At 52.4% G+C, this 21,874-nt stretch carries 21 protein-coding genes; 13 read left to right on the top strand and 8 right to left on the bottom strand.

The features are described 5' to 3' along the window. Positions 1-201 precede the first annotated feature (201 nt). Entirely contained in the window at positions 202-906 is a 705-nt protein-coding gene (locus tag ACLJZ5_RS21100) for a FadR/GntR family transcriptional regulator (protein WP_001131144.1), read from the top strand. An 11-nt stretch (positions 907-917) separates the two neighbouring features. Then, positions 918-2,345: a multidrug transporter subunit MdtD gene (gene mdtD / locus ACLJZ5_RS21095; RefSeq protein ID WP_000202071.1), complete on the top strand. Its 1,428-nt coding sequence runs from the start codon at positions 918-920 to the stop codon at positions 2,343-2,345. Here mdtD and rbsR read toward each other — a convergent pair. The 7 genes from rbsR to kup form a co-directional block, all read right to left on the bottom strand. Continuing rightward, positions 2,311-3,309 carry a ribose operon transcriptional repressor RbsR gene (rbsR, locus tag ACLJZ5_RS21090; RefSeq protein WP_000224488.1) on the bottom strand — a complete coding sequence of 333 codons (999 nt, stop codon included), beginning with the start codon at positions 3,307-3,309 and terminating at the stop codon, positions 2,311-2,313. The two genes, mdtD and rbsR, sit on opposite strands and share 35 nt — an antisense overlap. 3 nt (positions 3,310-3,312) lie before the next feature. Next, positions 3,313-4,242: a ribokinase gene (gene rbsK / locus ACLJZ5_RS21085; protein ID WP_000844733.1), complete on the bottom strand. Its 930-nt coding sequence runs from the start codon at positions 4,240-4,242 to the stop codon at positions 3,313-3,315. 132 nt (positions 4,243-4,374) lie between these two features. Beyond that, on the bottom strand, positions 4,375-5,265 hold the full coding sequence (rbsB, locus tag ACLJZ5_RS21080; RefSeq protein WP_001056260.1) for a ribose ABC transporter substrate-binding protein RbsB: 891 nt from the start codon (positions 5,263-5,265) through the stop codon (positions 4,375-4,377). Between the two features lie 24 nt (positions 5,266-5,289). Next, the gene (gene rbsC, locus ACLJZ5_RS21075; RefSeq protein WP_000211345.1) at positions 5,290-6,255 is read right to left on the bottom strand and encodes a ribose ABC transporter permease; all 966 of its coding nucleotides are present in this window, start codon (positions 6,253-6,255) and stop codon (positions 5,290-5,292) included. A gap of 5 nt (positions 6,256-6,260) precedes the next feature. Continuing rightward, positions 6,261-7,766 (bottom strand): ribose ABC transporter ATP-binding protein RbsA, encoded by a 1,506-nt coding sequence (gene rbsA, locus ACLJZ5_RS21070; RefSeq protein WP_000339364.1) that lies wholly within the window; start codon positions 7,764-7,766, stop codon positions 6,261-6,263. A 7-nt stretch (positions 7,767-7,773) separates the two neighbouring features. Beyond that, entirely contained in the window at positions 7,774-8,193 is a 420-nt protein-coding gene (rbsD, locus tag ACLJZ5_RS21065) for a D-ribose pyranase (RefSeq protein ID WP_000715944.1), read from the bottom strand. 196 nt (positions 8,194-8,389) lie between these two features. After that, positions 8,390-10,258 carry a low affinity potassium transporter Kup gene (gene kup / locus ACLJZ5_RS21060; protein WP_000102338.1) on the bottom strand — a complete coding sequence of 623 codons (1,869 nt, stop codon included), beginning with the start codon at positions 10,256-10,258 and terminating at the stop codon, positions 8,390-8,392. Between the two features lie 348 nt (positions 10,259-10,606). Here kup and ravA point away from each other — a divergent pair, with 348 nt between their 5' ends. Continuing rightward, positions 10,607-12,103, top strand: a complete 1,497-nt coding sequence (gene ravA, locus ACLJZ5_RS21055) for an ATPase RavA (protein WP_000940975.1) — start codon at positions 10,607-10,609, stop codon at positions 12,101-12,103. Next, the gene (viaA, locus tag ACLJZ5_RS21050; RefSeq protein WP_000956585.1) at positions 12,097-13,548 is read left to right on the top strand and encodes an ATPase RavA stimulator ViaA; all 1,452 of its coding nucleotides are present in this window, start codon (positions 12,097-12,099) and stop codon (positions 13,546-13,548) included. Before ravA ends, viaA begins: the two co-directional genes overlap by 7 nt. A 4-nt stretch (positions 13,549-13,552) precedes the next feature. Here the strand turns inward: viaA and asnA are convergent, their stop codons facing one another. Continuing rightward, the gene (gene asnA, locus ACLJZ5_RS21045; RefSeq protein ID WP_000845120.1) at positions 13,553-14,545 is read right to left on the bottom strand and encodes an aspartate--ammonia ligase; all 993 of its coding nucleotides are present in this window, start codon (positions 14,543-14,545) and stop codon (positions 13,553-13,555) included. Between the two features lie 150 nt (positions 14,546-14,695). Here asnA and asnC point away from each other — a divergent pair, with 150 nt between their 5' ends. From asnC to atpH, 9 genes are all read left to right on the top strand, one after another. After that, a complete protein-coding gene (gene asnC, locus ACLJZ5_RS21040) occupies positions 14,696-15,154 on the top strand; it encodes a transcriptional regulator AsnC (protein ID WP_116526417.1) in 459 nt (152 codons plus the stop codon). An 89-nt stretch (positions 15,155-15,243) separates the two neighbouring features. Continuing rightward, a complete protein-coding gene (gene mioC / locus ACLJZ5_RS21035) occupies positions 15,244-15,687 on the top strand; it encodes an FMN-binding protein MioC (protein ID WP_024797538.1) in 444 nt (147 codons plus the stop codon). Positions 15,688-16,065: 378 nt separating this feature from the next. After that, positions 16,066-17,955 (top strand): tRNA uridine-5-carboxymethylaminomethyl(34) synthesis enzyme MnmG, encoded by a 1,890-nt coding sequence (mnmG, locus tag ACLJZ5_RS21030; RefSeq protein ID WP_000499872.1) that lies wholly within the window; start codon positions 16,066-16,068, stop codon positions 17,953-17,955. A gap of 102 nt (positions 17,956-18,057) precedes the next feature. Continuing rightward, positions 18,058-18,681 carry a 16S rRNA (guanine(527)-N(7))-methyltransferase RsmG gene (rsmG, locus tag ACLJZ5_RS21025; protein WP_001519938.1) on the top strand — a complete coding sequence of 208 codons (624 nt, stop codon included), beginning with the start codon at positions 18,058-18,060 and terminating at the stop codon, positions 18,679-18,681. 615 nt (positions 18,682-19,296) lie between these two features. Then, positions 19,297-19,677 (top strand): F0F1 ATP synthase subunit I, encoded by a 381-nt coding sequence (gene atpI, locus ACLJZ5_RS21020; protein ID WP_000116685.1) that lies wholly within the window; start codon positions 19,297-19,299, stop codon positions 19,675-19,677. A gap of 8 nt (positions 19,678-19,685) precedes the next feature. Beyond that, positions 19,686-20,501 (top strand): F0F1 ATP synthase subunit A, encoded by an 816-nt coding sequence (gene atpB, locus ACLJZ5_RS21015; RefSeq protein ID WP_000135632.1) that lies wholly within the window; start codon positions 19,686-19,688, stop codon positions 20,499-20,501. A 46-nt stretch (positions 20,502-20,547) separates the two neighbouring features. Continuing rightward, positions 20,548-20,787, top strand: a complete 240-nt coding sequence (gene atpE, locus ACLJZ5_RS21010) for a F0F1 ATP synthase subunit C (RefSeq protein WP_000429386.1) — start codon at positions 20,548-20,550, stop codon at positions 20,785-20,787. Positions 20,788-20,846: 59 nt separating this feature from the next. Beyond that, positions 20,847-21,317 carry a F0F1 ATP synthase subunit B gene (atpF, locus tag ACLJZ5_RS21005; protein WP_001052212.1) on the top strand — a complete coding sequence of 157 codons (471 nt, stop codon included), beginning with the start codon at positions 20,847-20,849 and terminating at the stop codon, positions 21,315-21,317. A 14-nt stretch (positions 21,318-21,331) separates the two neighbouring features. After that, a complete protein-coding gene (gene atpH, locus ACLJZ5_RS21000; RefSeq protein ID WP_001288957.1) occupies positions 21,332-21,865 on the top strand; it encodes a F0F1 ATP synthase subunit delta in 534 nt (177 codons plus the stop codon). Positions 21,866-21,874 lie beyond the last annotated feature (9 nt).

Below are 21,874 nucleotides of genomic sequence, written 5' to 3'. Positions count from 1 at the left end.
GTTCCGTGTCAGTGGTGGCGCATTATAGGGAGTTATTTCTGCCTGACAAGAGGAAATTTAAAATAATTTTCTGAGTGTCTCTTTTTTCATCAACAGCGGGCTTAACGTGCCATAAAATAAGCAAATTGCCGTTATTGCAACTGCAATCACACTTCCAGGTGGCATACTAATAACCAAACGAAAGAGAAAGGAAGAACATTCATGCCTTTAAGCGCACAACAATTAGCCGCACAGAAAAATCTATCCTATGTTCTGGCTGAAAAGCTGGCGCAGCGGATATTAAAGGGTGACTACGCCCCCGGTACGATTCTTCCCGGCGAAATAGAACTGGGCGAGCAGTACGGCGTAAGTCGAACGGCAGTTCGCGAAGCGGTGAAAACGTTGACGGCTAAAGGTATGGTGCTACCCCGTCCGCGCATTGGTACGCGGGTGATGCCGCAGGGAAACTGGAACTTTCTGGATCAAGAGCTGCTGACCTGGTGGATGACGGAAGAAAATTTTCATCAGGTGGTAGATCATTTTCTGGTGATGCGTATTAGCCTGGAGCCGCAAGCCTGCCTGCTGGCGGCGACTCTTGGCACACCGGAGCAGAAAGCGCGGCTTAATGCCTTAATGGAAGAGATGGTCGCGCTGAAAAAGCATTTTAAGCGTGAACGATGGATTGAAGTGGATATGGCGTGGCACGAGCATATCTACGAAATGAGCGCCAATCCCTTTCTAATCTCTTTTGCGACGCTATTTCATTCGGTTTATCACACTTACTTTACCTCAATCACCTATAACGAGGTGGTAAAGCTGGATTTGCACCAGGCCATTGTTGATGCCATCGCTGATGGCGACGGCGAACGCGCTTTCCAGGCCTGCCAGGCGTTGTTAATAGCGCCTAATGAGAGACCAGATAATTAACAGGATATTGAATGACCAGCAAAAAAGCGCGCAGTATGGCTGGCCTGCCGTGGATCGCGGCGATGGCCTTCTTTATGCAGGCGCTAGACGCCACCATTTTGAATACCGCTTTACCGGCTATTGCGCATAGCCTTAACCGTTCACCACTCGCCATGCAGTCCGCTATTATCAGTTATACCCTGACAGTAGCTATGTTAATTCCGGTAAGCGGCTGGCTGGCTGACCGCTTCGGTACGCGTCGCGTCTTTATGGTTGCCGTAAGTCTGTTTACGTTAGGCTCGCTGGCCTGCGCGCTCTCCAGTTCACTATCTGAATTGGTTATTTTTCGCGTCGTACAAGGCGTCGGCGGAGCGATGATGATGCCAGTGGCGCGGCTTGCGTTATTGCGAGCCTATCCGCGTAGTGAGCTGCTGCCTGTTCTTAACTTTGTCACTATGCCGGGGCTGGTAGGTCCGATTCTGGGGCCGGTATTAGGCGGCGTACTGGTGACCTGGGCAAGCTGGCACTGGATCTTCCTGATTAATATTCCCATTGGTGTTGCAGGCATTCTGTATGCCCGCAAATATATGCCCAACTTCACCACGCCGCGTCGCAAGTTTGACATGACCGGCTTCTTTCTTTTTGGGTTAAGTCTGGTTTTATTTTCCAGCGGAATGGAACTGTTTGGCGAAAAGATTGTGGCGACATGGATCGCATCCGCCATTATTTTTTGCAGTATCGTTCTACTATTGGCCTATATCCGCCACGCCCGCCGTCATCCGACACCGTTAATATCACTATCGCTGTTTAAGACACGCACATTTTCCGTCGGTATTGCCGGCAACCTCGCCACGCGTCTGGGGACAGGCTGCGTACCTTTTTTGATGCCGTTAATGCTACAGGTTGGTTTTGGCTACCCGGCTCTGATCGCCGGCTGCATGATGGCGCCGACAGCTTTGGGTTCTATTATCGCGAAATCGACCGTAACGCAGGTTTTGCGACGTTTGGGATACCGGAAGACTCTGGTCGGCATTACGGTATTTATCGGTCTGATGATTGCCCAGTTTTCGTTTCAATCTCCCGCCATGCCGATCTGGATGCTCGTACTGCCGCTATTCATTCTTGGAATGGCGATGTCCACTCAATTTACGGCAATGAATACAATTACTCTTGCGGATCTGACGGACGATAACGCCAGCAGCGGCAACAGCGTTCTGGCGGTTACGCAGCAATTGTCTATCAGTTTAGGCGTGGCGATCAGCGCGGCGGTGTTACGTATTTATGAAGGTTTTGCGGGCACCAGTACCGTGGAACAGTTCCACTACACCTTTATCACGATGGGGGCGATCACTATCGTGTCCGCGCTGATGTTTATGCTGCTAAGAGCCAAAGACGGCAACAATCTGATTAAAGAACGGCATAAATCTAAACCGACCCACGCACCGTCAAAACCGGAGTAAGCTGAAGTCGCTGTTGTTGCAAGGCGGGCTGCGCCATCCGATGAATCAACACATCAATAGCCAGCTCGCCCAATTCATCTTTCGGCTGATGGATAGTCGTCAGCGGCGGCGTCATATAGCGCGCCAGCTCAATATCATCATAGCCAATGACCGCCATATCCTGCGGAATACGAAGCCCCGCCTGATATAGCGCCTGATAGGCGCCGACAGCCATCGCATCGTTTCCGGTAAAAACCGCTTGCGGTCGCTGTTGATGGGCGAGTAACGCCTGCATGGCGTCAAAGCCGCCGCCAAATTCAAAATCGCCGGTGATCTCATAGCCTTGCGGAATAACCAGCCCTGCGCGTTTCATCGCCGCCCGATACCCTTCCAGCCGCAAACGCGCTGGCGTTTTGTCCAGCGGGCCGGTAATACAGGCTATTCGGGTAAATCCTTTATCGATAAGGTGTTGGGTCGCAAGATCGCCGCCTAACAACGAATTATCCTGAATGAGATCGCTATCGCCCTCACCATCAAACGGCGACCAGTCCATCATGACGGTAGGAATAGACGGATAACGCTCCATGATTTCCCGAGAAGGCTGATGCGTTTCGGTACACAGCAGCAGTAAACCGTCTACCCGTTTTTGCATCAGCGTCTCCAGGTTACGGTTCATCCGTTGCTCGTCGCCTTCGGTATTGCACAGCACCAGACTATAACCGCGCTCAAAACAGCTTCGCTCAACGCCGCGCACCAGTTCGGAATAAAAAGGGTTGGTACTGGCGGTAATTAGCATACCAATCGTGCGGGTCTGGTTTAACTTGAGGCTTCGCGCCAGCGCGGAAGGCGCATAGTTAAGTGATTTAATCGCCGCTTCAACTTTTTCGGTTATCGTCTCACTCACAAAGCGATCTTTGTTAATAACGTGAGAGACCGTCGATGTAGAGACTCCCGCCAGGCGGGCAACATCTTTCATAGTAGCCAAGCGTTACCCCTGCTGATGTAAAAACGCTTCTATCTCTTCGCGCCACGGAACGGACGGTTGCGCGCCTTTACGCGTTACGGCAATCGCGGCGGCGGCATGGGCAAAGCGAATCGCTTCCGGCAACGGCGTCTCCTCCAGTATCGCGGTGATAAAGGCGCCGTTAAACGTATCTCCGGCGGCAATGGTATCGACAGCCTCAACGCTAAATCCAGGAACGCGGCGGCCCTCGCCGTCTACGCTGGCCCAGACGCCACGGCTTCCTAAGGTAATTAATACGGTTCGAATGCCTTTATCATGCAAAACCTGCGCAGCTTTCGCGGCATCGTTGTCATTTTCCACACGCACGCCCGTCAGCTTTTCAGCTTCCGTTTCATTTGGCGTGATGATGTCCACCAGCGCCAGCAGTTCATCCGGTAGCTCACGGGCAGGCGCCGGGTTAAGCGCAACAGTAGTATGATGTTGATGGGCGATTTTCGCCGCCGCCAGTACGCTTTCCAGCGGCGATTCCAGCTGCATCAGTAACGCATCCGCCTGCGCGATACGTTCACGTTGCGCATCAACCAACGCCGGCGATAACGCGGCATTCGCTCCGGCATGAATACCGATGACATTCTCGCCTTCGCCATTAACGAAAATCAGCGCCACCCCGGTAGACTCGCCTTTAATGACGCTAACTGGCGCGATATCAATACGATCGCTGACTAATTGTTTACGAATACTGTCGCCAATATCGTCATCGCCCGTGCAGGCGATAAACGCAATATTTGCCCCGCTACGTCCCGCAGCAACCGCCTGATTCGCGCCTTTCCCGCCAAACGCGACCTGATAATGGCTGCCGGTTACCGTTTCACCCGGGGTAGGGAAGGACTCAAGATTAAGGATATGATCGGCATTAATGCTGCCAAGGACGATGAGATTACCTGCGGTTTTCATATTCGGGGTTCCACGTCAAAGTGCGCCACCGGTTAGGGTGGCGCGTGCCCTGCTTTTCTTTTTTTACGTTCACCTCAGCGGAGGCTCGCGTATTTCTGTCGCCATCAGGCCATAGTTGACCCGTGTCGTTTATTACTGCTTGATGACCAGTTTCAGGTCAACCGGATATTTGGCCTGAACTTTTTCGCCTTTCAGCACCTTATCCGCCACCTCAACGCCTTTGGCGCCGATTTGATCCGGTAACTGAGCGATAGTCGCTGCCAGTTTGCCATCTTTTACGGCCTTTTCGCCATCCGGCGTACCGTCAAATCCAACCACCATCACATCTGCTTTACCGGCAGTTTGCAGCGCGCGCAGTGCGCCCAGCGCCATTTCATCGTTCTGGGCGAAGACAGCCTGAACATCCGGATGCGCGGTCAGCAGGTTCTGCATGACGTTCAGACCCTTAGTACGGTCGAAATCGGCAGGCTGGCTGGCCAGGACATTAAATTTGTGGGCGGCTACCGCCTGCTGGAAACCTTCGCCACGCTCACGCGCCGCAGATGTTCCGGCAATGCCTTGCAGCTCAATCACTTTGGCGCCTTCGCCAGCTTTTTTCGCGATATAGTCGCCAGCGATCTTACCGCCCAGCACGTTATCAGACGCGATATGGCTGACGACATCGCCTTTGGTTGCCTGGCGGTCAAGCGTGATAACCGGAATCTTCGCCTGGTTCGCCATCTTCACCGCGTTACCCACCGCATCGGAGTCAGTCGGGTTGATCAGCAGAATTTTGGTCCCGCGAACGGTTAAATCCTGCACGTTCGCCAGCTCTTTGGCAGGGTTGTTCTGGGAGTCCAGCACCACCAGGTTATAACCCAGTTTATCCGCCTCTTTTTGCGCCCCGTCTTTTAACGACACGAAGAAGGGATTATTGAGGGTAGAGATCACCAGCGCAATGGTGTCCTTCGCCATTGCATTCGCGCTCACGGTGGCGCTCAGCGCAACAGCAGATACCAGGGTAGCCAGTTTTTTCATGTTCATATTTCAGATGTCCTGTAGTCGTTGTTACTGCTTTTTGTTGTCTACCAGTACCGCCAGCAAAATCACCACCGCTTTGACGATCATCTGGTAATAGGAGGAAACACCTAACAAATTCAAACCATTATTAAGGAAGCCGAGAATCAATGCGCCGATCAATGTCCCAACAATGCGTCCTTTACCGCCAGCAAGGCTGGTGCCGCCCAGCACCACGGCGGCAATAGCATCCAGCTCATAGCCGGTACCCGCCGTCGGCTGCGCGGAAGAGAGGCGCGCCACTTCAATGATGCCCGCCAGCGACGCTGTCAGGCCGCAAAGTGAATAGACGATAATTTTCACTTTGCTCACGCTAATGCCAGACAGGCGCGTCGCCGCTTCGTTACCGCCCAGCGCGTAGATATAGCGTCCCAGACGGGTGTGATGCAGCATATACCAGGCGGCGATAAAGACGATAGCCATGATCCAGACCGGCGTAGGAACGCCCAGCGGACGGCCGATACCGAACCAGCCAAACAGATCGGCGTTATCGGTAAAGCCAGTGTTGACAGGGCTACCGTCGGTGTAAACCATCGTCACGCCGCGCAGTAGCAGCATCATCACCAGCGTAGCGATAAACGCCTGTACGCGGCCTTTCGCGACGATAACGCCAGTGACGGCGCCAATCGCAGCGCCCAGCGCCAGCGCGGCGGCAACCGCGACCAGCGCATTCACTTCAACGCCGACAATTGAAGCGGCAACCGCGCCGGTGAGCGCCAGCAGGGAACCGACGGACAGATCGATCCCCGATGTCAGAATCACCAACGTCATCCCCACCGCCATAATGGCGTTGACGGAGGTCTGTTGAAGAATATTGAACAGATTATTAACGGTAAAAAAGTTGGGGCTCAACGTCGAAACAATCGCGATCAACACCAGCAGGGCAATGAGCGACTTCTGCTCAAGAAGCCACGCTTTAGTGAAATAACGGCGACCAGAAACAGCCTGGGTTGTCATCTTTTTTACTCCTGATTCACGCGATTAAGCTTGCCCACTGCGGCAGCCATTAACACTTCCTGGGTGGCCTGCTCGCGAGTAAATTCACCGCTGAGATGCCCTTCATGCATGACGATGATGCGATCGCTCATGCCTAATACTTCTGGCATCTCAGATGAGACCAGAATGATGCTCAGGCCGTCGGCCTTAAACTGGTTGATAAGCTGATAAATCTCTTTCTTGGCGCCGACGTCCACACCGCGGGTCGGCTCGTCGAGAATGAGCACTTTCGGGCGCGTCATCAACCCGCGGGCAATCGCCACTTTTTGCTGATTACCGCCAGAAAGCAGGCCTATCGCCTGTTCCATTGACGGTGTCTTGACGTTGAACAGACGGATAAAATCCCCCACCGCCTGTTGCTCATCTTTGTGTTTCAGGCTTCCGCCAGCGCGGCTGAAATAGTCCAGCGCCGTCAGCGACATATTCTCTTTAACTGACATGCCGAGCACCAGTCCATCGCGCTTACGGTCTTCAGAGATATAAACGATGCCATTGGCCAGTCCGTCCTGCGGAGAACGCGTCACCACTTCGTGTCCATCAAGCGTCACGTAACCGCTGGTTCGCGGCATCGCGCCGTACAATACTTTCATCAGCTCGGTGCGACCGGCACCCATCAGGCCGGAAATGCCAAGAATCTCGCCTTTTCGCAGCACAAAAGAGACATCATTCACGCCCGGTCCGCACAGATTATCGACCTTGAGGCGAATCTCACCCGGCGCGTTATCCAGATGCGGGTACTGATCTTCCAGCTTACGTCCCACCATCATTTCGATAAGAGAATCTTCGGTCAACGTGGCCACTTCACGCTCGGCGATAAATTGCCCATCGCGGAAGACCGTCACGTCATCGCAAATTTCGAAGATCTCTTTCATACGGTGGGAGATATAGACAATGCCGCGCCCCTGCGATTTTAATTCGCGGATAACGCGGAACAGAGAGTCGGTTTCAGTGTCGGTCAGCGCATCGGTCGGTTCATCCATAATGATGACTTTGGATTCGAAGCTCAGCACTTTGGCGATTTCCACCATTTGCTGATCGCCGATAGAGAGTTCGCCCACCAGCTTATCGCTCTTAAAGCGCAGATTGAGTTTGTCTAAGAGGTGGTCGGCTTCGGCATACATCTTTTTCCAGTCGATTTTGCCAAAGCGATTCACAAATTCACGGCCCAGGAAGATATTTTCCGCAATGGTCAACTGCGGAATCAGGTTCAGTTCCTGATGAATAATGCCGATCCCGGCTTCCTGAGACGATTTAGGCCCGTTAAAGGTGGTCTCTTTACCCAGCCATAACAACGATCCCGCATCTCGCGTATAGATGCCGGTTAATACTTTCATCATGGTGGATTTTCCGGCGCCGTTTTCCCCCACCAGCGCCATAACGCGGCCAGGATAAACGTTTAACGCGGCGCCGGAGAGAGCCTTCACGCCGGGGAACGCTTTATCGATCCCTTTGAGTTGCAGTAATGCGTCCATAGCGGCCTCAGAAAGTGACGCCAGCGCAAAGAATGACGTTCGCATACGGGGAACACTCCCCGCTGCGAATCACTGCCTGACTGTCTGCAGTCAATTTTTTGAATTGTTCGTGTGTCGTATAACTAATTTTTATGGTGTTTCCCTGGTGTTGCTGCAGTTGCTCAAGGTGAGTGAGCAACGTTTCGTGGAGCTGCGGATTCTGTTGTTTGATTTCCGTTGCAAGAATCGCCGCCTCAACCTGCATTTCCCGGGTCACGACATCCACCACCTGCATAAAAGAAGGTACGCCCTGGGTTAGTGCCATATCGATACGCGCGGTGCTATTCGGGATGGGTAAACCCGCATCACAGACTACCAGAGTATCAGTATGCCCCAGACGGGAAATGACCGACGAGATTTCAGAGTTGAGTACGGTGCCTTTCTTCATTTTTCTGCTCCACTAGCGAAACGTTTCGCTGGCCGCAGTGTAACCCTGGATGTGTTCATAAAACCATCATGACGTAACAGAATTGTGATCGCCGTCGAAACGTTTCGCTAGCGGAAATCAGGCGATTATCTTGTGGGAATCTACGGATTGGTCAGGCCGGGTAAGCCAACGCGGCCCCCGGCATGTTGATGAGGGGTTAAATCTCGACCTGCGTACCTAACTCAATCACGCGGTTAGGCGGGATCTCGAACTGATCCGGCGCGCGCAGGGCGTTGCGTTGCAACAACAAATACAGCTTGCCGCGCAGACGCAAATACCACGGGCGTTTGCCGACAATCAACGACTCGTGCGACATAAAGAACGACGTTTCCATCATCCGACAGCTAAGCCCTTCCAGACCGCAGCGGTGGAACACCTCTTCAACGTTTGGCGTTTCGCGCCAGCCGTAGCTGGCCACCACGCGCCAGAATGTCGGAGACAACTGCTCAATCTGCACCCGGCGAACGTTATGCACATAAGGCGCATCTTCCGTACGCAACGTCAGTAAGATTACGCGCTCATGCAACACTTTGTTGTGCTTCAGGTTATGTAATAAAGCAAAAGGGATCACACTGAGCGCGCGCGACATGTATACGGCAGTACCCGGCACCCGAACCGGCGGTGACTTCTCCAGCGAAGCAATCATCGCTTCCAACGAATTACCGTGTTCATGCATACGACGCAACAGACGGAAACGCTCGCTCTTCCAGGTGGTCATGATCGTGAACATGATCAGGCCCAGGCTCAGCGGCAGCCAACCACCGGACAACAATTTGTCGAGGTTGGCCGAGAACAGCGGGATATCCACGCACAGGAATGCGATGAGGATCAGCGCGACAAAATATTTGTTCCAGTGCCAGTTCTTACGCGCCACGGTCGTAGAAAGAATAGACGTCAGCACCATCGTGCCGGTCACGGCGATACCATAGGCCGCCGCCAGGTTGCTGGAGTGCTCAAAGCTAACAATAACAACCACGACCGCGAAATAAAGCAGCCAGTTAACGAAAGGGATATAGATCTGACCGGACTCCATCTCGGAGGTATGGATAATGCGCATTGGCGACAAATAGCCAAGACGCACAGCCTGACGCGTCAGCGAAAAGACGCCGGAAATTACCGCCTGGGAGGCGATCACCGTCGCCAGCGCGGCCAGAATCAGCAGCGGAATTAACGCCCAGTCCGGCGCCAACAGGAAGAAGGGGTTTTTAATCGCTTCCGGATGCTTTAGTAGCAATGCGCCCTGACCGAAGTAGTTCAGTACTAACGACGGCAGTACCACGGTAAACCACGCCAGGCGAATCGGGAACTTACCGAAGTGTCCCATATCGGCGTACAACGCCTCTACGCCGGTAATCGACAGCACCACCGCGCCCAACGCAATAAATGATACGGTTTTATATTCAAGGAAAAAACGTACCGCCCAGACAGGATTCAGCGCATGTAACACTTCGGGATTGGCGATAATACTGCGCAGGCCAAGTACCGCCAGGATTAAAAACCAGGTCAGCATGATCGGCGCAAAGAGTTTCCCTACCATTCCCGTACCGTGCTTCTGAATCATAAACAACAGAGTCAGCACAATAATGGAGAGCGGGACAATCCAGGTATCCAGCTGCGGCGCGACAATCTCCAGGCCTTCAATCGCCGACATCACCGAAATCGCCGGCGTAATCACCACTTCGCCATAGAAGAAGCTGCCGCCTATCAGTCCCATGATAACTAACATGGATGTGGTGCGCGCCGAGGTATTACGCCCGGCAAGCGACATCAGCGTCAAAATTCCACCTTCACCCGCGTTATCGGCGCGCATCACGAAGGTGAGATATTTGATGGAAACCACAAAGATGAGTAGCCAGAAGATCAGCGACAGAAAACCAAACACGGCATCTCGTTCAACGCCAAAACCAAACTGACCGGACAAACATTCACGAAGCGTATAAAGCGGGCTGGTACCAATATCACCGTAGACAACCCCAATAGCTGCGAGGGTAATCGCAGGCAACGATTGCTTATTATCAGTGCTCATAGACTCATCTTTCGTTTATACACGTCACCCTTCACGCTACCTCCTTGTCGGCTGCATTCGCTTACCCCAGTCACACGTTGAATGTTAGTGCCAGGGGATTCACTCCTTTGCCGCCTTGATGTAGTTTGAATGAATGAGTGTATAGATATGAAATGTGTGCTTAGTCCCTTGGCCCACAAAAAAGCGCACAGTATGCACGATTAATCATAAAATCGTACCCCTAAATGAAGCCAGATTAACCTGGCTCAAAGAAAAATAAACAGCGCATCAGACGATTATAGCCCCGGTGGTGAAACGTCTATACTCGCAATTAGCATGATCCATTTGTCGAAAGGACGCCTCTTTATTATGGCTCACCCACATTTATTAGCGGAAAGAATTTCCCGTCTGAGCAGCGCCCTTGAGAAGGGGCTGTATGAACGTAGTCACGCCATACGCCTGTGCCTACTGGCGGCGTTAAGCGGTGAAAGCGTCTTTTTGTTGGGCCCGCCCGGTATCGCCAAGAGTCTGATTGCCCGCCGCCTGAAGTTTGCTTTCCAGCGCGCCCGCGCTTTTGAATATCTGATGACACGCTTTTCCACGCCGGAAGAGGTGTTTGGCCCGCTCTCTATTCAGGCGCTGAAAGATGAAGGTCGCTATGAACGCTTAACGACCGGCTATCTTCCCGAAGCCGAAATCGTTTTTCTGGATGAAATCTGGAAAGCCGGGCCCGCTATCCTGAACACATTGCTGACCGCCATTAACGAACGCCATTTCCGCAACGGCGCATTTGAGGAAAAAATTCCGATGCGGCTGCTGGTGGCGGCCTCCAACGAACTGCCCGAAGCGGACAGCAGCCTGGAAGCCTTGTACGACCGAATGTTGATTCGCCTGTGGCTGGATAAAGTTCAGGATAAAGCCAATTTCCGCTCCATGCTGATTAGTCAGCAGGATGAGAGTGATAACCCGGTCCCCGCCTCGTTACAGGTTAGCGACGAAGAATATCAACAGTGGCAAAAAGATATCGGCGCGATTTCACTGCCTGATCCGGTCTTTGAGCTGATATTTACTCTGCGCCAACAGCTGGATAATTTGCCGAATGCGCCTTATGTCTCCGACCGTCGCTGGAAGAAAGCCATCCGCCTGTTACAGGCCAGCGCCTTCTTTAGCGGACGCGACGCGGTTGCGCCGATTGACCTTATCCTGCTAAAAGATTGCTTGTGGTATGACGCGCAGAGTCTGAATCTCATGCAACAGCAACTGGAAATATTGATGACCGGACACGCCTGGCAGCAGCAGGCCATGCTGACTCGCCTCGGCGGTATTGTCCAGCGCCGCCTCCAGTTGCAGCAACAGCAAAGCGATAAAACCGCCTTCACCGTCATTAAAGAAGGCGGTATGTTCAGCCGCCGCCCGCATTACACTTTACCGCCGGAAGCCAGTGCGTCAACGTTGACGTTATTGCTACAAAAACCGCTAAAACTGCATGATATGGAAGTGATCCATATTACCTTTGACCGCAGCGCGCTGGAACTTTGGCTGACCAAAGGCGGCGAGATCCGCGGCAAACTGAACGGGATCGGCTTTGCCCAAACGTTGAATATGGAAGTCGATAACGCTCAACATCTGGTGGTGCGCGACATCAGTCTACAAGGTACCCGTCTGGCGTTACCGGGAGCGGCTGAAGACAGTATGCCTGCGGAGATCAAACAGCAGCTGGAAACGTTAGAAAACGACTGGCGCCAGCAGCATACCCGCTTCAGCGAGCAGCAACATTGCCTGTTTATTCACAGCGACTGGTTAGGGCGCATTGAGGCCAGCCTGCAGGATGTAGGAGAACAGATCCGCCAGGCGCAACAATGCTGACGCTGGATACGCTAAATACCATGCTGGCCGTCAGCGAAGAGGGAATGGTCGAAGAGATGATCCTCGCGCTACTGGCTTCCCCACAGCTGGTCATTTTCTTTGAAAAGTTTCCGCGTTTAAAAAACGCCGTGACCGCCGATCTCCCGCGCTGGCGGGAAGCGCTACGCAGCCGTCTTAAAGACGCACGCGTTCCGCCGGAACTCATGGAAGAGGTCATGTGTTATCAGCAAAGCCAACTTCTCTCTACCCCACAGTTCATCGTGCAACTGCCGCAAATACTGGCGTTGCTTCATCGCCTGCATTCACCGTATGCCGCGCAGGCGAAGCAGTTGACGGAGAGCAACAGTACCTTTACCCCTGCGCTACACACGCTTTTTTTGCAACGCTGGCGGTTAAGTCTGGTGGTGCAGGCCACCACGTTAAACCAGCAACTACTGGAAGAAGAGCGCGAGCAGTTGCTGAGTGACGTTCAGGAACGGATGACGTTGAGCGGGCAACTGGAACCGACGCTGGCGGAAAATGATAATGCCGCAGGCCGCCTGTGGGATATGAGCGCGGGACAGCTTAAACGTGGTGATTATCAACTGATCGTAAAATACGGCGAATTTCTCGCCGCCCAGCCGGAACTAATGCAACTGGCGGAACAACTGGGACGTTCGCGGGAAGCCAAATCAGTACCGAAAAAAGACGCGCCGATGGAAACCTTTCGTACACTGGTACGCGAACCCGCAACGGTGCCGGAGCAGGTTGACGGTATACAGCAAGGCGATGATATTCTGCGCCTGTTGCCGCCAGAGCTGGCGACGCTCGGCATCACCGAGCTGGAATATGAATTTTACCGCCGGTTAGTGGAAAAACAGCTCCTCACCTATCGCCTGCATGGCGAAGCGTGGCGTGAGAAAGTGACCGAACGGCCGGTAGTACACCAGGATGTCGACGAGCAGCCGCGCGGACCGTTTATTGTCTGCGTCGATACTTCAGGCTCGATGGGAGGATTTAACGAGCAGTGCGCAAAAGCGTTCTGCCTGGCGTTGATGCGCGTTGCGCTGGCGGATAACCGCCGCTGCTTTATTATGCTGTTTTCCACTGACGTTGTGCGTTATGAACTCTCCGGCCCGGAAGGTATTGAGCAGGCCATCCGCTTTTTAAGTCAACGTTTTCGCGGCGGCACGGATATCGCCAGCTGTTTTCGCGCCATTATTGAAAGAATGCAGGGACGGGAATGGTTTGATGCCGATGCGGTGGTCATTTCGGATTTTATCGCCCAGCGCTTGCCGGATGACGTGGTGAGCAAAGTGGGAGAGTTGCAGCGTCTTCATCAGCATCGATTCCATGCGGTGGCGATGTCGGCGCACGGCAAACCCGGCATCATGCGCATTTTCGATCATATCTGGCGCTTTGACACCGGGATGCGAAGCCGCCTGCTGAGACGCTGGCGGCGCTAACGGCTTATAAAATAGCAGGAATGCTTTCGCGAACCTGCGCGGGCCATACGCCGCACTGCACCTGACCAATATGCGGCAATTGCAGCAGCAACATCGTCAGACGCGACTGCCCAATCCCGCCGCCGATGGTCTGCGGCATTTCGCCGCGCAGCAGCGCCTGATGCCACTCCAGTTGCAGACGATCTTCATCACCGGTCAACGCCAGCTGGCGCATCAGCGTATCGGCATCTACGCGGATACCCATAGAGGAAAGCTCAAACGCATCTTCCAGCACCGGGTTCCACACCAGGATATCGCCGTTCAGACCGGCGTAGCCCAGCTCAGATGCGGAGCTCCAGTCATCATAATCCGGCGCACGTACATCATGGCGGTGGCCATCGCTCAGTTTACCGCCGATCCCCACCAGGAAAACGGCGCCAAGTTCTTTGGCGATCGCGCGTTCGCGCCCTTTCGCATCCAGATCCGGATAGCGAGACAACAGCTCCTGACTGTGAACAAAATGGATCTGATCCGGCAGGAACGGTGCCAGACCAAACTGTTTATGCACTTCCGCTTCCGTCGCCTTAATTCCTGCCCATATAGCCTCTACTGTGCTTTTCAGGGTGGAAAATTGGCGCTCGCCATCGCCCATGACACGCTCCCAGTCCCACTGATCCACATAGACCGAGTGGAGCGGAGAGAGTCGGTCTTCATCGGGGCGAAGGGCTTTCATGTGCGTGTACAGCCCTTCGCCCGCGCTGAAGTCATGCTGCCCCAGGGTTTGACGTTTCCACTTCGCCAGTGAATGCACCACTTCGAACTGGGCGTCAGGCAATGCTTTCACTTTTACCTGCACCGCTTTTTCACAGCCGGACAAATTATCCTGCGTACCATCTCCTACGCGACTCAGGATCGGCGCCTGGACCTCAATTAGACCCAGACGCTCCTCCAGCTGGCGAGAGAAATGTGATTTCACGAAGCTAATTTGACGTTGTTTGGCAATGTAAGCGGTTTTCATTTTTTTACTCCTGCGTCCTGTTGCCTATGATTAAGCAACAAAATGAGAGCACTATTCAATAATCAACAGATAAAAAGCCAACTTCGATTTTGATTCGTTAAAAATAATGGCTAAAATAGAGATAATCATTAATCTGCATAAGAAAAAGCGATGGAAAATTATCAGATCGACAATCTGGACCGCGGCATACTTGACGCCTTAATGGAAAATGCCCGCACTGCCTACGCCGAACTGGCCAAACAATTTGGCGTTAGCCCTGGAACCATTCACGTTCGCGTCGAGAAAATGAAGCAGGCCGGGATTATTACTGGCGCACGGATTGACGTCAGCCCCAAACAGCTGGGCTACGATGTGGGCTGCTTTATTGGCATCATTCTCAAAAGCGCCAAAGACTATCCCTCCGCACTGGCCCGGCTGGAAAGCCTGGATGAAGTGACGGAAGCGTATTACACCACCGGTCACTACAGCATCTTTATAAAAGTGATGTGCAAATCAATCGACGCGCTTCAGCACATACTTATCAACAAGATCCAAACAATTGATGAAATTCAGTCCACTGAGACACTGATCGTCTTGCAGAACCCGATCATGCGCACCATCAAGCCATGATCGGCTTTTTTAATCCCACATTTTTCCACAGGTAGATCCCAGCTCGTTCACAGAGTACAATGCAGCCTCTTTACCTGAGCGAGCGATCAATGGCAGACATTACTCTTATCAGCGGCAGCACCCTGGGCGGCGCCGAATACGTCGCGGAACATCTGGCGGAAAAGCTGGAAACTGCCGGTTTTTCAACCGAAACGGTGCACGGTCCGTTATTAGAGGATCTGTCAACTTCCGGGATCTGGCTGATAATCAGCTCAACGCACGGCGCCGGAGACATTCCGGACAACCTGACCCCTTTCTATGAAGACCTTCAGACGCAGAAACCCGATCTTTCCGCGGTACGTTTCGGCGCAATTGGCATTGGCAGTCGAGAATACGACACGTTTTGCGGCGCGATTGAGAAAATAGAAGCGGAACTGAAAGGCGCTGGCGCAAAACAGGTTGGGGAAACACTGAAGATCAACATCCTTGAACATGAGATTCCGGAAGATCCAGCGGAGATTTGGCTCGGATCCTGGATTAATTTACTCAAATAAGTGTAAAGATCGTGCGATCCATTGTGGATAAATCTGGTGGAAAGCTTGGATCAACCGGTAGTTATCCAAAGAATAACCGTTGTTCACTTTTTGAGTTGTGTATAAGTACCCGTTTTGATCCCAGCTTATACGGGCCACGATCACCGTTCATTCACAGCTAGTGATCCTTACCAACGCATTGATCTTTATTACAGGATCCGGGTTATCCACAGCCTGGAGCGATCCTAATAAGAGATCACAATAGAACAGATCTCTAAATAAAAAGATCTTCTTTTTAATAGCCCGGATCCCGGGGCTTTCTCCATCGGCTAAAGTTGAGTAGAATCCACCGCCCGGGCTTCAATCCATTTTCACACCGCGTTATGCGAGGCAATTACCATGTTTTATCAGGATCCTTTTGACGTCATTATTATTGGCGGGGGTCATGCAGGCACTGAGGCCGCGATGGCCGCGGCGCGTATGGGTCAACAGACTCTGCTTTTGACACACAATATTGACACGTTGGGACAGATGAGCTGCAACCCGGCGATCGGCGGTATTGGAAAGGGACATCTGGTAAAAGAGGTGGATGCGCTCGGCGGTCTGATGGCGAAAGCGATTGATCAGGCAGGTATTCAGTTTAGGATACTAAACGCCAGCAAAGGTCCGGCCGTTCGCGCTACCCGGGCTCAGGCGGATCGAGTCTTATATCGCCAGGCGGTGCGTACCGCGCTGGAGAACCAGCCGAACCTGATGATCTTCCAGCAAGCGGTTGAAGATCTGATTGTCGAAAACGATCGCGTTGTCGGCGCTGTGACCCAAATGGGGCTCAAATTCCGCGCGAAAGCGGTGGTGCTGACCGTCGGAACCTTCCTGGACGGCAAAATTCATATTGGTCTGGATAACTACAGCGGCGGTCGTGCTGGCGATCCGCCATCCATCCCGCTATCTCGCCGTCTGCGTGAGCTTCCGCTACGCGTCAGTCGCCTGAAAACCGGCACACCGCCGCGTATTGATGCGCGTACTATCGATTTCAGCGTGTTGGCTCAACAGCATGGCGATAACCCGATGCCGGTTTTCTCGTTTATGGGGAATGCTTCTCAGCATCCGCAACAGGTGCCGTGTTACATCACGCATACCAATGAGAAAACCCATGATGTGATTCGTAATAACCTCGATCGTAGCCCAATGTACGCTGGCGTGATCGAAGGGATCGGCCCACGCTACTGTCCTTCGATCGAAGACAAGGTGATGCGTTTTGCCGATCGTAACCAGCATCAGATCTTCCTTGAGCCGGAAGGACTGACCTCTAACGAGATTTACCCTAACGGTATCTCCACCAGTCTGCCGTTTGACGTGCAGATGCAGATTGTCCGTTCCATGCAGGGCATGGAGAACGCGAAGATCGTTCGCCCTGGTTACGCGATTGAGTACGATTTCTTCGACCCGCGCGATCTGAAACCGACACTGGAAAGTAAATTTATTCACGGCCTGTTCTTTGCTGGTCAAATCAACGGTACTACCGGCTATGAAGAGGCTGCGGCGCAGGGCTTGCTCGCTGGTCTGAATGCCGCGCGTCTTTCCGCCGACAAAGAGGGCTGGGCGCCTGCGCGTTCTCAGGCTTATCTCGGCGTGCTGGTGGACGATCTCTGTACGCTGGGCACCAAAGAGCCGTATCGCATGTTTACCTCCCGCGCCGAATATCGCCTGATGCTGCGTGAGGACAACGCCGATCTGCGTTTGACCGAAATGGGCCGCGAGCTGGGTCTGGTGGATGATGAACGCTGGGCGCGCTTCAACGAGAAGCTGGAAAATATCGAACGCGAACGTCAGCGGCTGAAATCGACATGGGTAACGCCGTCTGCGGAATCCGCCGATGAAGTGAATGCGCATTTGACCACGCCTCTCTCCCGTGAGGCCAGCGGCGAAGATCTGTTGCGTCGTCCGGAAATGACCTACGCGCAGCTCACTTCGCTTGCCGCATTCGCGCCTGCGCTTGAAGATGAGCAAGCCGCTGAGCAGGTGGAAATCCAGGTCAAATACGAAGGGTATATCGCTCGCCAGCAGGATGAGATTGAAAAACAACTACGTAACGAGAATACGTTGCTGCCTGCCACGCTGGATTATCGTCAGGTTTCCGGTCTGTCGAACGAAGTTATCGCCAAGCTGAACGATCATAAACCGGCGTCTATCGGCCAGGCATCGCGTATCTCCGGCGTTACGCCAGCGGCAATCTCCATTCTGCTGGTATGGCTGAAAAAACAAGGTATGCTGCGTCGTAGCGCTTGATAACACTAATTTGGCGGGGGCGCTTCGCTTGCCCGCCCTATAAATTTGTAGGCCCGATAAGCGAAAGCGCATCGGGCATTTGATTATTAACAGGTAATGACCGTGCTCAACAAACTCTCTCGTCTGCTGGCTGATGCCGGTATTTCTCTTACCGATCACCAGAAAACGCTGCTGGTCGCCTACGTTGATATGCTGCACAAATGGAACAAAGCATACAACCTGACGTCAGTGCGGGATCCCAACGAAATGTTGGTACGCCATATTCTCGACAGCATAGTCGTTGCGCCGTATCTTCAGGGACAGCGTTTTATCGACGTAGGAACAGGACCGGGGCTGCCGGGCATCCCGCTGGCTATTGTTCTCCCTGACGCGCATTTCACCTTACTCGACAGCCTGGGCAAGCGGGTACGTTTTCTGCGTCAGGTCCAGCACGAACTGAAACTGGAAAACATCACGCCGGTTCAAAGCCGCGTTGAAGCCTATCCCTCCGAACCGCCGTTTGATGGCGTTATCAGCCGCGCTTTCGCATCGTTGAATGATATGGTGAGCTGGTGTCACCATCTGCCGGGAGAGAAAGGGCGTTTTTATGCCTTAAAAGGGCAATTGCCAGGGGATGAAATTGCCTCACTACCTGACAATTTTAGCGTCGAATCTGTTGAAAAATTACGCGTTCCGCAACTGGAAGGCGAGCGGCATCTGGTGATTATTAAGTCAAACAAAGTTTAATTTTTATCAAAAAAAATAGAAAAAAAACGACGCGGCTTGTGTTAAAAATCGACAGATATAACGCATTTCAGCGTTGTTACATTTAACTCTGGATTTACGGTTTCGTTTCAACATGACAACGTCGCTTCTTTTGTTAAAACAGAGAGTAATCAACTTTGTAAATATCAGTCTGCTAAAAATCGAATCGAAAAATCACTTTTGCTTGTTAAATTTTTATTATAAATGTCAATGGGGCGTTTTTAAGGTGTAAGCTGGTATTTTTAAAACAGTACTTGGTTTTACGCTTAAATATCAAAAAGATGAAAAGGCATGAATTGACACGTAAATGAATTGCGTAAGCATGAATATGTTTAATGTGTGATCTGGTGCACGCTTTATCGCCAGTGTTTTCGCGCTATTTGCAGTTTTGTACGATCGTTCACACTTTGGCTAAAAGTTAAAAATGCGGGCCAGAGAAAAATATTTAAACATTTATTCACCTTTTGGCTACTTATTGTTTGAAATCACGGGTGCGCACCGTATAATTTGACCGCTTTTTGATGCTTGACTCTAAGTCTTAAAGAACGTTTTATACGACACGCGGCATACCTCGAAGTGAGCAGGAGTAAAAACGTGATGTCTGTGTCGCTCGTGAGTCGAAACGTTGCTCGTAAGCTTCTGTTCATTCAGTTTCTGGCGGTAATAGCAAGTGGATTGCTGTTTTGCCTCAAAGACCCCTTCTGGGGCATCTCCGCAGTATGTGGGGGATTGGCAGTGGCACTGCCTAATATGTTGTTTATGATATTTGCCTGGCGTCACCAGGCGCATACACCTGCTAAGGGCCGCGTGTCCTGGACTTTCGCCTTCGGTGAAGCCTTCAAGGTGTTAGCGATGCTGGTTTTACTGGTGGTGGCGTTGGCGGTTTTAAAGGCGGTGTTTTTGCCGCTGATCGTTACGTGGGTTTTGGTGCTGGTGGTTCAGATACTGGCGCCGGCTGTAATTAACAACAAAGGGTAAAAGGCATCATGGCTTCAGAAAATATGACGCCGCAGGAATACATAGGACACCATCTGAATAACCTTCAGCTGGACCTGCGTACTTTCTCGCTGGTGGATCCGCAGAACCCCCCAGCCACCTTCTGGACGCTCAATATTGACTCCATGTTCTTCTCGGTGGTGCTGGGTCTGTTGTTTCTGGTGATGTTCCGTAGCGTTGCTAAAAAAGCGACCAGCGGCGTGCCAGGCAAGTTTCAGACCGCGATTGAGCTGATAGTCGGCTTTGTGCATGGCAGCGTCAAAGACATGTACCATGGCAAAAGCAAGCTGATTGCGCCGCTGGCCCTGACGATTTTCGTCTGGGTATTCCTTATGAACCTGATGGACTTACTGCCTATCGACCTGCTGCCGTATATCGCTGAGCATTGGCTGGGTCTGCCGGCAACGCGCGTGGTGCCGTCTGCTGACGTCAACATCACCCTATCGATGGCGCTGGGCGTATTCATCCTTATTCTGTTCTACAGCATCAAAATGAAAGGCATCGGCGGCTTCGCTAAAGAGTTGACGCTGCAGCCGTTCAATCACTGGGCGTTCATTCCTGTCAACTTAATCCTTGAAGGGGTAAGTCTGCTGTCCAAACCGGTTTCTCTCGGTCTGCGACTGTTCGGCAACATGTATGCCGGTGAGCTGATTTTCATTCTGATTGCTGGTCTGTTGCCGTGGTGGTCACAGTGGATTCTGAATGTGCCGTGGGCCATTTTCCACATCCTGATTATTACGCTGCAAGCCTTCATTTTCATGGTTCTGACGATTGTCTATCTGTCGATGGCGTCCGAAGAGCATTAATTTACCAACACTACTACGTTTTAACTGAAACAAACTGGAGACTGTCATGGAAAACCTGAATATGGATCTGCTGTACATGGCTGCCGCTGTGATGATGGGTCTGGCGGCAATCGGTGCTGCGATCGGTATCGGCATCCTCGGGGGTAAATTCCTGGAAGGCGCGGCGCGTCAACCTGATCTGATTCCTCTGCTGCGTACTCAGTTCTTTATCGTTATGGGTCTGGTGGATGCTATCCCGATGATCGCTGTAGGTCTGGGTCTGTACGTGATGTTCGCTGTCGCGTAGTAAGCGTTGCTTGAATTAAGAGCAATATCAGAAGGTTAACTAGATAGAGGCATTGTGCTGTGAATCTTAACGCAACAATCCTCGGCCAGGCCATCGCGTTTATTCTCTTTGTCTGGTTTTGCATGAAGTACGTATGGCCGCCGTTAATGGCAGCCATCGAGAAACGTCAGAAAGAAATTGCTGACGGTCTCGCTTCTGCTGAACGAGCACATAAGGATCTTGACCTTGCAAAGGCCAGCGCGACCGACCAGCTGAAAAAAGCGAAAGCGGAAGCTCAGGTAATCATCGAGCAGGCAAACAAACGCCGCGCTCAGATCCTGGACGAAGCCAAAACTGAAGCAGAGCAGGAACGTACTAAAATCGTGGCGCAGGCGCAGGCGGAAATTGAAGCCGAGCGTAAACGCGCCCGTGAAGAGCTGCGTAAGCAAGTTGCTATCCTGGCTGTTGCTGGCGCCGAGAAGATCATCGAACGTTCCGTGGATGAAGCTGCTAACAGCGACATCGTGGATAAACTTGTCGCTGAACTGTAAGGAGGGAGGGGCTGATGTCTGAATTTGTTACGGTAGCTCGCCCCTACGCCAAAGCAGCTTTTGACTTTGCCGTTGAACACCAAAGCGTAGAGCGCTGGCAGGATATGCTGGCGTTTGCCGCCGAGGTAACCAAGAACGAACAAATGGCAGAGCTTCTCTCTGGCGCGCTGGCGCCGGAAACGCTCGCTGAGTCGTTTATCGCAGTCTGCGGTGAGCAGTTAGACGAAAACGGTCAGAACCTGATTCGGGTGATGGCTGAAAATAATCGTCTGAACGCGCTCCCGGATGTTCTGGAGCAGTTTATTCATCTGCGTGCCGCCAGTGAAGCTACCTCCGAGGTAGAAGTTACGTCGGCAACCGCATTGAGTGAAGAGCAGCTTTCGAAAATCAGCGCCGCGATGGAAAAACGTCTGTCACGCAAAGTGAAGCTGAATTGCAAAATCGATAAGTCTGTAATGGCAGGCGTTATCATCCGGGCGGGTGATATGGTCATTGATGGCAGCGTACGCGGCCGTCTTGAGCGCCTTGCAGACGTCTTGCAGTCTTAAGGGGACTGG

Source organism: Salmonella sp. 5800, from assembly GCF_046558195.1.
In the GTDB taxonomy this organism is placed as follows: Bacteria; Pseudomonadota; Gammaproteobacteria; order Enterobacterales; family Enterobacteriaceae; genus Salmonella; species Salmonella enterica.
This window is presented reverse-complemented; position numbering and strand designations above follow the sequence as displayed.

What these genes read in the sequence shown, in the direction of transcription:
- ACLJZ5_RS21100 (WP_001131144.1), top strand. Translation starts at nt 202, where the DNA reads ATGCCTTTAAGCGCACAACAATTAGCCGCACAGAAAAATCTATCCTAT.
- mdtD (WP_000202071.1), top strand. Translation starts at nt 918, where the DNA reads ATGACCAGCAAAAAAGCGCGCAGTATGGCTGGCCTGCCGTGGATCGCG.
- rbsK (WP_000844733.1), bottom strand. Translation starts at nt 4,242, where the DNA reads ATGAAAACCGCAGGTAATCTCATCGTCCTTGGCAGCATTAATGCCGAT.
- rbsB (WP_001056260.1), bottom strand. Translation starts at nt 5,265, where the DNA reads ATGAACATGAAAAAACTGGCTACCCTGGTATCTGCTGTTGCGCTGAGC.
- rbsC (WP_000211345.1), bottom strand. Translation starts at nt 6,255, where the DNA reads ATGACAACCCAGGCTGTTTCTGGTCGCCGTTATTTCACTAAAGCGTGG.
- rbsA (WP_000339364.1), bottom strand. Translation starts at nt 7,766, where the DNA reads ATGGACGCATTACTGCAACTCAAAGGGATCGATAAAGCGTTCCCCGGC.
- rbsD (WP_000715944.1), bottom strand. Translation starts at nt 8,193, where the DNA reads ATGAAGAAAGGCACCGTACTCAACTCTGAAATCTCGTCGGTCATTTCC.
- kup (WP_000102338.1), bottom strand. Translation starts at nt 10,258, where the DNA reads ATGAGCACTGATAATAAGCAATCGTTGCCTGCGATTACCCTCGCAGCT.
- ravA (WP_000940975.1), top strand. Translation starts at nt 10,607, where the DNA reads ATGGCTCACCCACATTTATTAGCGGAAAGAATTTCCCGTCTGAGCAGC.
- viaA (WP_000956585.1), top strand. Translation starts at nt 12,097, where the DNA reads ATGCTGACGCTGGATACGCTAAATACCATGCTGGCCGTCAGCGAAGAG.
- asnA (WP_000845120.1), bottom strand. Translation starts at nt 14,545, where the DNA reads ATGAAAACCGCTTACATTGCCAAACAACGTCAAATTAGCTTCGTGAAA.
- asnC (WP_116526417.1), top strand. Translation starts at nt 14,696, where the DNA reads ATGGAAAATTATCAGATCGACAATCTGGACCGCGGCATACTTGACGCC.
- mioC (WP_024797538.1), top strand. Translation starts at nt 15,244, where the DNA reads ATGGCAGACATTACTCTTATCAGCGGCAGCACCCTGGGCGGCGCCGAA.
- mnmG (WP_000499872.1), top strand. Translation starts at nt 16,066, where the DNA reads ATGTTTTATCAGGATCCTTTTGACGTCATTATTATTGGCGGGGGTCAT.
- atpI (WP_000116685.1), top strand. Translation starts at nt 19,297, where the DNA reads ATGTCTGTGTCGCTCGTGAGTCGAAACGTTGCTCGTAAGCTTCTGTTC.
- atpB (WP_000135632.1), top strand. Translation starts at nt 19,686, where the DNA reads ATGGCTTCAGAAAATATGACGCCGCAGGAATACATAGGACACCATCTG.
- atpE (WP_000429386.1), top strand. Translation starts at nt 20,548, where the DNA reads ATGGAAAACCTGAATATGGATCTGCTGTACATGGCTGCCGCTGTGATG.
- atpH (WP_001288957.1), top strand. Translation starts at nt 21,332, where the DNA reads ATGTCTGAATTTGTTACGGTAGCTCGCCCCTACGCCAAAGCAGCTTTT.